Source organism: Leptospira levettii, assembly GCF_002812085.1.
GTDB lineage: Bacteria > Spirochaetota > Leptospiria > Leptospirales > Leptospiraceae > Leptospira_A > Leptospira_A levettii.
This window is the reverse complement of the sequence record NZ_NPDM01000007.1, coordinates 38,462-50,593: the sequence shown is the minus strand read 5'-3', so window position 1 is coordinate 50,593 and position 12,132 is coordinate 38,462. Positions and strand designations below refer to the sequence as shown.

At 36.4% G+C, this 12,132-nt stretch carries 7 protein-coding genes; 4 read left to right on the top strand and 3 right to left on the bottom strand.

Annotated features, from left to right (window positions below):
* Nucleotides 1-107: 107 nt before the first annotated feature.
* The 3 genes from CH354_RS16300 to CH354_RS16290 form a co-directional block, all read right to left on the bottom strand.
* A complete protein-coding gene (locus CH354_RS16300; protein WP_100717589.1) occupies nucleotides 108-1,583 on the bottom strand; it encodes an aldehyde dehydrogenase family protein in 1,476 nt (491 codons plus the stop codon).
* Between the two features lie 85 nt (nucleotides 1,584-1,668).
* Complete coding sequence (locus CH354_RS16295; protein WP_238759978.1) at nucleotides 1,669-3,819, bottom strand: adenylate/guanylate cyclase domain-containing protein; 2,151 nt, start codon at nucleotides 3,817-3,819, stop codon at nucleotides 1,669-1,671.
* On the bottom strand, nucleotides 3,807-5,921 hold the full coding sequence (locus CH354_RS16290; protein WP_100727362.1) for an adenylate/guanylate cyclase domain-containing protein: 2,115 nt from the start codon (nucleotides 5,919-5,921) through the stop codon (nucleotides 3,807-3,809). The genes CH354_RS16295 and CH354_RS16290 overlap by 13 nt, the downstream gene beginning before the upstream one ends.
* Before the next feature lie 113 nt (nucleotides 5,922-6,034).
* Here CH354_RS16290 and CH354_RS16285 point away from each other — a divergent pair, with 113 nt between their 5' ends.
* Genes CH354_RS16285 through CH354_RS16270 form a run of 4 tightly spaced genes read left to right on the top strand, consistent with a single transcriptional unit; the run spans nucleotide 6,035 to nucleotide 12,126 of the window.
* A complete protein-coding gene (locus CH354_RS16285) occupies nucleotides 6,035-7,216 on the top strand; it encodes a FliG C-terminal domain-containing protein (RefSeq protein WP_100727363.1) in 1,182 nt (393 codons plus the stop codon).
* Between the two features lie 4 nt (nucleotides 7,217-7,220).
* Complete coding sequence (gene fliH / locus CH354_RS16280; protein ID WP_002973208.1) at nucleotides 7,221-8,144, top strand: flagellar assembly protein FliH; 924 nt, start codon at nucleotides 7,221-7,223, stop codon at nucleotides 8,142-8,144.
* Nucleotides 8,141-10,126: a sensor histidine kinase gene (locus tag CH354_RS16275; protein WP_100727364.1), complete on the top strand. Its 1,986-nt coding sequence runs from the start codon at nucleotides 8,141-8,143 to the stop codon at nucleotides 10,124-10,126. Before fliH ends, CH354_RS16275 begins: the two co-directional genes overlap by 4 nt.
* Nucleotides 10,123-12,126: a 7TM diverse intracellular signaling domain-containing protein gene (locus CH354_RS16270; protein ID WP_100728276.1), complete on the top strand. Its 2,004-nt coding sequence runs from the start codon at nucleotides 10,123-10,125 to the stop codon at nucleotides 12,124-12,126. Before CH354_RS16275 ends, CH354_RS16270 begins: the two co-directional genes overlap by 4 nt.
* Nucleotides 12,127-12,132 lie beyond the last annotated feature (6 nt).

Below are 12,132 nucleotides of genomic sequence, written 5' to 3'. Positions count from 1 at the left end.
TCGAAAATGAAAGGATTGAATTCGTTTTTCTGAGGTGAGTTTGTGTTTTTGGAATGGAAAAAGTAACCCCCGAGTGAAACTCGGGAGTGTTGTATTAAGATTTTGTTTTATACAAAAAACTTTGTAGTGAGTTTCACCATAAGTCGCACAAAACCAGAGTAAGGTGGGTACATCAATTTTGCAATAGAGGCTTTTGGTGTTTGTAAGACCGACCTTTCATGTGAAAACGTTTTGAATCCAAAAATTCCATGGTAACTTCCGTGACCTGAATGGTTTACCCCACCAAATGGTAAATTTGGATTTACCAAGTGTAAAATTACATCATTGATCACTGCTCCACCTGAACTTGTTCTACGAAGAACATACTTCGAAGTACTTCTTTTCTTGGTAAAAATATACAATGCCAAAGGTTTTGGTCTTTCATTGATTACGTGAATTGCATCATCTAATGTTTTATAAGTGACAATAGGAAGAAGTGGTCCAAAAATTTCATCTTCCATTATCTTTGCATCTAACGCAACATTTGTGAGAATTGTCGGTGCGATAAAATTGTCAGAACTTCTAACTTCTCCACCGTAAGCAATTTTTGCACCTTTTTTGACTGCATCATCGATATAGGAAGAAACTCTTGAGAAGTTTTTTGCATTCACAATACGGCAAAAATCAGTACTTGCTGTAAAATTTTCGGGTTTGGATTTAAAGAAACTTTCAGTTGTTTCCTTTGCATGTTTTACAAATTCATCAATCTTCGATTCAGGAATGAGTAAATAATCAGGTGCTACACAGGTTTGGCCTGCATTGAGAAACTTACCCCACATAATTCGCTCAGCAGCAACCTTCATGTCAGCATCTTCTGCGATAATGGAAGGTGATTTACCACCTAATTCCAATGTAACGCTAGTTAAGTTTTTAGCAGCCGCAGCCATAACGATTTTTCCAACAGGAGTAGATCCAGTGAAAAAGATATGATCAAATGGTATTTCAAGTAATGCAGTTGCAACACTTACATCACCTTCAAAAACCGCCACTTCCTCTTCAGAGAATACTTCACCTAACATCAAATTAATCACATTGGCTGTGTTAGGAGTAAACTCAGATGGTTTTAGCATGACTGTGTTTCCTGCAGCAATGGCAGCCGCAAGTGGAGCAATCGCTAGGTGGAATGGATAATTCCAAGGAGCAATGATGAGACAAACTCCTTTTGGTTCGTAAACAATCCGACTTGTTGCTCCAAGAAGAGTTGGAGGAGTCATCACATTTTTCGGACGCATCCAATGTTTTACGTGGCGAATGGCATCATTGATTTCGGCAATTGTTGGTAAAATTTCTGTAATGTCTACTTCACCAGCAGATTTTCTAAAGTCAGCATGAAGTGCTTTTTGAATTTCAGTTTGGTACTTTAAGACAGCTGACTTTAATTTTTTAAGTTTAAGGATTCGAGTTTTAAAGTTCGTCAATCGAAGTTCGAGCGACTTTTTCTTTTGTGCATTAAAAATACGGTCTATGTCTTTGGGAGTAAAACTTTTGGTTTGGATGACGGCAGTGTTGCTTACATTGGCCGTGGAAAGAGTGGCTTGGGTCATGGGAATCTCCGTATTACTGACTCTCGTTCAGTTAGAGAGGAAATTCAAGAACTTTTTCAGAAATGAGGGCGATTCTATGTCTTTTTTATGCCAAAAAACCCTTCCCAAACCCTGGTGGGGGCCCATTTTGGATGTATTGTTTTGCTCGTTCTAAATAAAGGGAGGCCGCTTTGTCTGAAGGATCTTGTTTTAATACAGAAGTAAAACCTGATTCCGCTCCTTTAAAATCGCCATCCCAAAATAGATTTACACTTTCTTCAAATTGTTCTTTTGTCTGAATTTTTAAATGAAATGTTTCTTCGACTCCATCTACTAACACCTGCGCAATTCCAATTAACTTTTGTTTGGCTGGAATTTTAATAAAATCCAATAATCTATGTGGGTAAGAATCAGGTTCCTTTAGTTCCAAAAGAGCATCCAAACTTAAAATGATTTTTGCTCCATACTTTTTCGTCATCGATTCTAATGAGTTGGCAACTCCCATTGAGTCAGACAGAACCGCTGATTCAATTCTTTGTTCTTCTCCAACAATCCCTAACATAAGTTCACCAAAGTGAATACCAACACCGATTTGGATTTCACCAACTCGGTGGTCATGAGTCTCTGCATTCCATTTCGCAATCGTTTTGTGCATTTGGATCGCGGCAGACAATGCATCTTCCGGCTCTTTTTCAAAAAGTGCAAAGATGGCATCTCCCACATATTTTTCGATAAATCCATTATGAGAACGGATGATGGGTCCAACTTGTCTTAGGTAATCATTCAAAAACAAAAACGTTTCTTCAGGACTCAGTGTTTCCGAAATTGCGGTAAAATCTCGGATATCGGAAGAAAGAACTGACATTTGTTTTACGATGAAATCTCCTCGTTTTACTTTAGAATCCATTTTTTTAGAAAAAAGTTGAATCAAACGTAAAGGAACAAATTTCGCATACACTTCGTTTGATGATTCGAGACGATTATTTACATCAATCAATTCATTCGTAAGAGTATCCATCGAGGAATAAAAACGTGCATTTCTTCGAGCAAGTAGAATACTCTGAAACAAAAAGAAAACAAAAAGTGAAAACGGCATAAGAGGTTGTGCTTGGAACCAATAATTTCCTGCCATCAAATCATGAGTGGATCCCAACATTAAAATCAGTGATCCATAAAACACCAAACTACTGTCACGTTTTCTTTGGCGATAAATTCTAAGGATTACATAAAAAGAACAAATACTAAAAAATAAAATAAAAACTTGGGAAACAATATTGGTTGTAGTAAATAATTTTGGATCCGTAAGTAAAACGAACAAAACATAGGCTATACTAAAACTCCAACAAAACTTTAACATCCAATTTGGAACTTCTGATTTACCCGGAAACAAACTACGAAGATAACTTAAGAAAAAACAAACAAGCAGTGGTGCAGATGTATAATCCAATACTTGCATCCATTTCCAAGAAAAATCTGGAAATGCATACACAATGTAAAAATTATCTAACACAACCAACCGTAAACCAGTGAATAAACAAAAAAGGGCAAAAAATAAAGAACTTTTCTCTTCTCTACGAAAGAAAAATACTGTTAGTTGGTATAATGCCATCGTTAGCATTGCACCAAAAACAAAAACTTCACCTGCAGAATAAATTAATGATTCATTCTGGATGACTTCTTTTGTTCCAATTTCAATTGGTTTGCGGTAACCTCCACGCGCGTGGTGGAAATTACTGACTACATAGATGATTTCTTGTTCATAGGATTCCGGTTGGAAGGATACATATTGGATTTGGTATTTTGGTTTTGCCGAAATTTCATCCATACCAACAACACCTGAACCAGCAATTTTTTGCCGATTGATGTACAACTCATACGCACTGGTAGCAGGTTGTACTCTCAAATAGTAACGAATGTTAGGATCAGGTACTTTTACCATCAAACGAAAGCTAGCGTATCCATCTCCACCTTCCCCTTCTGGACGGACAGAATTCCAAGAAGAAGGAACTTTTACATATGTTTTCTGATTTGATTCAATTTTTTGAAATAAGGAATCTCCATACAATTCATTCCAATAAAACTCCCACTCACCATTGAGTGATATTTTTTTATGAGATTCCACGTACTCATCAGGGATTTCTAAATATCCTAGTTTTGCTTCTTTCGCATTACTATAATTACACGAAAATTGTAATAAAACTAAAAAAAGTAATCCATAGAAAGGAAAAAACATTTGGACTGGTCTTATTTTTCCCATGCTGATACTCCGTCCCAGTCTTCCCCAACACCTGCTGTTTGGTAGTATTCACACCTTTCGATATAAATCTGTGCTGCGATGTCTTCTGGGTTATTTGCATGGACTTCTCTAAATCCATTTAAAGCAGAATTAAAATCAGCACGTTCATAATCAAAAATTGCGGCTTCAAATTGTTCCCTATAAGCTATTTTTTGATCCGAGATAGAATCAATTCCTGGGATCAATACTTCGGCAATCATAACTGTTTCTTGTTTGCCTTTTACACGAACAAAATCTAAAATTCGATAGGGAATTGTATCTAAATCCTCATGTAACATCAGTGAGGTTAAACTTACAAGGATCCTCGCATTGTACTTTTTAGTTAAACCTTGGATACGACTCGCCAAATTTACAGTATCAGAAATGACAGTTGACTCGAGCCTTTCTTCTTCTCCCAAAATCCCAAGCATCGTATCCCCTGAATGAATTCCAATCCCTGCATGTAATGGTAAATAACCAAAGCCCCTTCTTCTCTCATTGTATTTTTCCAATTCCCATTGGATATCTTCTGCAGCTTTGATCGAATTTTGAATCCCACCATCAAAAAGTGCCATTACAGCACTTCCAATGTATTTATCGATGAATCCATTGTTTTTACGTACACAAGGTCCAATTCTTCCCAAATAAGAATTTGTAAATAAAATGCGGTTTTCTAGTGGAATGGAATAAATGATATCCCAATATTCCCAAATATCAGCGAACAAAACTGTCATCTCCCGTTCGCTACTGTCACCTAACTTCACTTCTTCAATACTTTCTTTTCCTAAGTGAGTCAAAAAATCTCGTGGGATAAATTTTGCGTAAAACCGATTGGTTAAAATAAATTGTTCGTTAATGGATTCAAATTCTTCTTTCAAGAGAATTTTTTTGCGAACCGTTCTAGCCGTACGAAGTGTCACAATTGTAGACTGAACTCCAAAAAATAAAAATACAGCAATTTGTGATAAAGATGATTCACCTTCACCTGTGTAGGCGAGGAATACGTCATATACAAATCCAAAAAATAAAATCAGATATCCCAAAAAGAAAATATGAGAATCAGGTAATCCTTTTGCCACCATTTGGTACAAACGAATTCCCAGAAAAACTGCATATACAATTCCTAATACTTGGAATACTACTTCAAATTCTGTATAAAACTCTGGTTTGATGATGAGTCCATATACTAAAATAAATTGTACGAAGGCACTGAAATAACGAATGAGTTTTGTTTCAATGAACCGTGGGAATAGTCCATCCACAAACCATAAAAACAAAATTCCCAAAACAAATACGGATGCATACTCTACGTAAATTACAAGTTCCCAAGGTATATTTGGAAACATCGCATAAATGGTTTTACTTCCTACAAATGGTAATCGAAAGGCAAACACCAAACAAAAGAATCCAAAATAAAATGCCTCTCTTTGTTTATTACGATAGAAAAACAAAATAAAATGATACAATCCAAACATAAACAAGGCACCAGTCAGTGCAATGTCCATTGTACTCTCAGCTAAAATATAGTTTTGTACGGTTTCAGCAGTTCCAAAAATAGGTGCATTAGGTAATCCACCTTCCTTGTGATGGAAATTACTCACTTCTATTTTGATTTGTATGTGGTCCTTCGTGACAAAGGTAAAACTTTGTCCTTGTGCAGAAGGAATCGTTGTCTTTTTGTCTTCACCTGGATATCCAGAGAGCAAAACCCGATTACCTGCTGTTATACGAAAACTCGTTCTCACCTCAGGGAGATACAAGGAATATATTTGAGATTCATCAGGGAGAAGAATATCAAGAATGTAAGTTCCATACCCTTTCCCATCAATCATATTCGAACGTAAGGGAACATCATTCCAAAGGGATGGAACCGGGAGAAGAGAATAACTGGCGTCAGGTGCCATTTCTCCCAATGTATGAGGGTAAAATTTCCATTCCCCTTGTAGTTTGATAGCCTTTCCAGTTTTCCATGGGAAGGAACGAAGGTCGAGTGTTCCAGACGTAACTTCCTTAGAGGGAGTCACAAGTTGGCATGCCACTGTGAGGAAAACGAGGCAAAGAGTGATGCGATTGAAAAGGGTCATCCCTATCCTTCAGAGACATTTCTGACCCTTATTTGGAAAGGAAGTTTTCAAAATGAAAAAAATAATATTTTTTGGTTTGTACGAAGCACTCAGTAAGCTATTATGTCACCTAAATGGCACATTCTTCCGGTCCCAACAAAGCCGCACTGGCATACCAAATTTTAGGCCAATACTTACCGGATGAAGTGTTCGCCCATCTGACTGACACCGAGATAGAGTCTCTCTTGTTGAAAGTAGAAACCAATCCCTCTCCGACAAAAGGCCAAGAAAAGGACATCTTACTCTCGTTCACCCAATTCCTTCAAAAAAAAGGAATCCATTCGAATGGGCTTCATGGAAACAAACAATCCCCAGGAATCACGAAACCGAAACCTACCATTACGAAACAAAATGAGACAGATTTGCCTCACCTTGGATACCAGAATCCAAAGCTGTCAAAACCAAACGCGCCAGGGGGAAAATCTGCTTATGTGCCCGAGAATAGGTCTCCAATGGCCCATTCGTTTGATTCCTACCCAAACAGTTCTCCTACAAATGGCCATCCTGAAACTAACGAACTGTATTCGTTATTGGAAGAGATTCTAAAAGAAGAAGAGAACAAACGATCAGGCCCACTCTGGCTTGAGTTGCCAAAATTTTCCGTTGAAATGCTCCAAAACCTCACACGGGAAGAATCTCCAGAAGTGGTCGCAAGGGTCCTCAGTTTTTCGGACCCAGAATCAGCCTCCGAAGTCCTGGCAGAATACCCTGAATCCCATAGAGAAGAGATCATTTTGGCACTTGCCGAAATTGACTACCACTCGGACAGGGAACGTGACCAACTCGATCGGTTTCTCCGATTCAAAATGGAACTCATTGAGAAAAAAATGCCGGTTTCGAAAATCCGGAGCCGCAAAGCCAAAACCGCGGGGGAAATTCTCACAAGGCTTCCTTTTTTGCCATCTCAAAATTTAATTGAACGAATTCAGAAAAAAAGCCCAGAATATGCCGAAACTATAGTAGAACACTACTTTCGTTTGGAAGACCTCCTTCATTTAGGAAGGACAAGTCTCACTCGTTTTTTTTCTGAGATCCATCCCCTTGTCATTGCCTGTGCATTGAAAGGTGTTGAGACTGAATTTCGTGACCAAGTGTATTCCAATTTGGAATCTTGGCTTGTGAAAGAGATTAAAATCGAATGGGATTCGTTAGGTCCTGTTTCTCTTGCGGAGATCGAAGAAGCCCAAAAAGGGGTCTTAGATCGTTTGCGGGAAGCAATGGATGAAGGCAAAGTGAAACTTTGGAGATTGAAGTAAGGATATGGCAAAACTAGTTTTTAAACCCATTCAAATTGCCGACTTACAAGAAGAAGTTGAAATCCAACTTCCTGATAAGTACAAAAAATTTCATAAGACCGACGAACAAGAGGACTTCGAGATAGACCAAGAAGGGAATATCATCGAACAATACCAAGGTCCATCGATTGAAGAAATCGAAGCGGAACTCCAAAGGTATCGCCAAGAAACAGAAGAACAAGTCCGCCAATTATTAGAAGATGCTAAAAAACAAGCAAAGGCCATTGAAGAAGAAGGCAGAACCAAAGCCTTCCAAATGGTTCAGGACTCAAAAGAAAAAATCAAATTAGAAGAAGATTCAGGCCGAGCGAAAGCAGAACAAATCTTAGATCGTGCGAAGATGGAAGTCGAACGTATGATCAAAGAAGCTGAGATGAAACAGGCTGAGATTGAACACGAAGCATACCAAAAAGGGTATGATGCTGGTCGTGAAGTTGGTTTCAAAAAAGGCCAAGGGGAAGTTAGACGACTCATCGACCGATTGGGAACTATCATTGGTAAAGCAATCGACATTCGTGAAGAGATGATTGCTGCTTCTGAAAAACAAATGGTGGAAATGATTCTTGTCATCGCAAGAAAAGTAATCAAAGACGAAATCATTGAACGTAAAGAAATTGTACTCAATAACATTCGTGAAGCAATGAAACGAATTAAAGATCGCGACCGTATCGACATTCGTGTTAACTTCGCTGACTTAGAACTAACAACAGCTCACAAAGACGAACTCATCAAACTGATGGAATCACTCAGAAAAGTAAACATCTACGAAGACTCTCGAGTTGACCGTGGTGGAGTAATCATCGAAACAGATGTGGGAGCAATCGACGCAAGGATTTCCACTCAGCTCAAAGAAATTGAAGAGGCAATTCGAAACGTAGAACCAATATGATTTCGAAAACCCGTTTTTCCCAATTTTTCCTCGGGTTCTTACTGTTTTTGTCACCAACTTTAGTAAGTTTGGTGGCAGAACCATGTGGAACCATGATCACATCCTTTGAAAAACCAGTGGTTTTAAAAACTGATTGGTTATTCAGGAAGGGAGACAATTTAGATTGGCGTGATGAGTCAGTTGAAGAAAGTTTTTGGGTGAAACGATCCGTTCCTGATTATGGAATTTCAAAAACAGAAAATCTCACAGGCTACCATTGGTATCGTTGTTCTTTTTATTTACCTGACAATTACACAACACCAGTAGAACCAATTGCCATCCAATTGGGTAGAATTCGTGACATTGATGAGTTTTATTTGAATGGAACTTTAATTGATAAAACAGGAACCGTATTACCTAGATTAGAAGTTGATTTTCAAAAAATCAGAATTTATTCACTTCCTACACATTTACTTAAACCAGGATTAAATGTGATGGCCATTCGGATTTATGCTGCCACAAACCTAAATGGATTAAAGGAAGCCCCGACTATTGCCAAGGAACGTTTGTTACGTGAAGCAGTATTCTCAAAAGAACTCTTTGCGATGGTTTGTGGTTATGTTTTTATTTTTATGGGAATTTACTTTCTCGTAGGTTCCATTGTTCGCGGTAGAGCTGGGGAAAATTTCTTTTTTGCACTATTTTCAATTTTTATGGGAATTTATGTTCTCATCCGCACACAACACAGAGACATTCTATTTGAAAGTTTCACTTGGTCGTATGTTGCAGAACTTTTAGTACTTATTTGTTTACCTGCATTTTTCATTAACTTCATGCACCAATATCTAAAATTGAAACGTAATATTGTTTTACTAGTGTATGAAGTGTTTTTATCTGTACTTTTTGTCATCACACTATTTTTCAGAAATCCTAAAACATGGATTCTGGTGATAGCTCTCTTTAATTATGCATTACCAATTGCAATGGGGCTTGTGATTTACCTATTTGTCAAAAATGGTAAAACAAATATTAAAAAAGTAAAATTTATCTTGATTGGGATCGCTTGTTTATTGCCTACAATCTTAATCGATAGTTTATCAGCTTTAGAAATCATCATTTCCATGCCTGGTACTTTATACCTAGGTTTCTTAATTTTTCTTGTGATGATATCCATCCAATTATCAAACGATATAGTCATTGGATTGGAAAATTTTATTGAACAAGAAAAAGAACTCATCCAAATGGAAAGGGTCAAAACTGGATTTCTCATCAACTTATCTTCTGAATTTAAATCGGGAATGGAAAAAATCAAGTCCGCGATTGAAAATATTACTACCAATCAAAGTAAGTCTCTCGTAAAAGATGTGGTCAAACCATCAGCTAAAAAAGCCGCAAAGAAAAAATCAAAAATTACTAACACAAAACATATTGGAGATCCAGTTAAACAAGCAGAGGATCATATATCTTATATGAGTTATATGGTCGAGGAAGCAATTTTACTAAGGAAACTGGAAGAACGAACTTATATCCCATTTTATGAAAGTTTCTCCGTATTGGAGTTGGTAAAAAACTGTGTTGCTAGTGTGGAAAATCATTTAGGCCAACATCGAAAAAATACCTACATTGATATAAAGCCAAATGATTTGGAAATTTATTTTCCAAAGGAACTCTTGTTCTGTATTTTAAGAAATTTGGTAGAGAATGCATACCAATACACTGATCCAAAAACAGACATTCACATTGAATTTTTTAATCGAGATGGATTTCATCAATTGGTTGTGATGGATGAAGGCATGGGCCTTAGCCAAATAGAAATGGAAACTATTTTTCAAAAATTTGTCCGAGGTTATCGTGACAAAAAGAATGAAATCCCTGGCGCAGGAATTGGCTTAACTTTAGTTGAGGCTTCAACCAACTTTTTATCTGGGACTGTTAGTTTAAAATCAAGCGAAGGAATGGGAGCAAAGTTCACAATTCGTATCCCAGAAAAACCAAAAAAATGATATCCCTACCATTTCGCCGCCTAATTCTAATTTGTTTTTGTTTCATTTCATTCAATTGTTCACGTACAACCGATGAATCAACAGTTGTATTAAAGTTAGATGGTGAGGATTGGGGAATTTACTTTAATGATAGTGCGGATTTATTAAATCCAGAATTTAATCCAAATAACTTGGACATTACAACTGTTCCTAACAATTTCAGGAATTTAAACAAAACCTATAGAGGTTCAATATGGATTCGGAAAAGTTTTGAAATTACCACAGAACAACACCAAAAGTCATTAGCCCTACAATTAGGGAAAGTGTACCAGTCGGATGAGGTTTTTGTCAACGGTGTGCTTATCGGTAAAAACAATTCGGCTTTTGGAAAAAATCCGGAAGAATATTCGTTTGGAAGGCCAAGAATCTACCCTATTCCACATGATTTATTACTCGAGGGTGAGAATGTGTTAATCATTAAAATTGACTCATCTCTTTCTACTTCTGCAGGAATCATAACAGGACCAATCAGAATTGTAACTTACGAGGAAGCAATAAACGGAAATTTATATGATTCACTTGTCGAACTGATATTCGTAGGATTTTATCTATTCATTGCCTTATTTTTCTTCATTAACTTTTTTAACCTTAGAGAGAACAAAGAATACTTAAGTTTTAGCGTATTGGCCCTTATTTTCTCTGGATATGAATTATGCAAAAACGAAGTTAGATTTTTAATTTTTAATCATTTTGCAATTTTAAAATTCTTAGAATATTCATTTTTGCTTATATTGCCATATGGATTCATAAAATTCATCCAAGATTTTTTCGAATTAAAACCATTTAAATACCAAAGAATTTATCTCTTCTTTCAATTTTTCTTTATCCTCGTATTTCTCATCGTACAAAATCCAGTGTTTTGGTATAACTTCATTGGATATTGGGATATCCATTTGCTTGCGGTAATCGGTTACGCAATTTATGTAACGATACTAAAATTCCGAGAACAAAAGAGAGGATCAACAATCCATTTATTGGCTCTTGTTTACCTACTCTATTCAATCCTAAAAGAAATTCTAATCGAAAGAGGATATTTAAACTCACCATCTTCTCTTGAAACTAGTTTTTTAGTGTATTTAATTTTAATGACTCTTGCTCTACGATTTCAGTTTTTGATGATGAAACGAAAACTCCAAAATCGATATGACAGATTAAAAGAAGCGGATTCACTCAGAGAAAAGATTTTCTTTTATATGGACGCAATGATCTCAGGTCCATTAAAATTAATGAAAGATAAACTTTCAGAATACAGAGAATCAGCTCAAAAAACAAAAGATAAAAATTTGGTAAAAGAAGTAATTGAAGTTCAATCCTCCATTGACAATGTCATGGACGATATCATTGAACTCTCCAGATTGGAAGTACTAAAAGAAGTTCCATTTAAAGAACAGGTCAATTTTGTATCCTTTATCAACGATGTAATTCCGGAAGATGACATTACATATTCAATTAAAGTAAATCCAGAAACTGAAATTCTTAATAGCTTGGACTTAATCAATTCTGTTGTAGTGAGACTAGTGGACTTCCCTCCTTTCAAAGAATTTAATCACAATGATTTAATCATCACCCAAGACTTAAAAGGGAATGTACATTTTAGATTTTTATTGTTCCATAGTAATTCCAAGGTGGCACAAAAATTATTCAATGAATTGTCAGAAAATTATAACCAGCTTACTCCGATTAAAGTAAAATGGGCGATTATTTTGGAAATTGTACGCTTATTAGGTGCAAAGATCGACTTCAAGATCATCAAGAAAAAATATCTAAAAATTGATTTGGGAATCTCCGCCATTGTTCCCGTTTCTGAATTACAACCAATCAAAGATTCAACTGCAGTTGGGGTATTAAACCAAACCGCTAAAAAATCAGAAAAAGAGGATTGGAGAGTTACCTTAAAAAGAATTTGGAAATTCTTAAAGGAAACGGAAATCAAACTTCCAAACTTCAAAAAGAAGAAGTAAAAACTT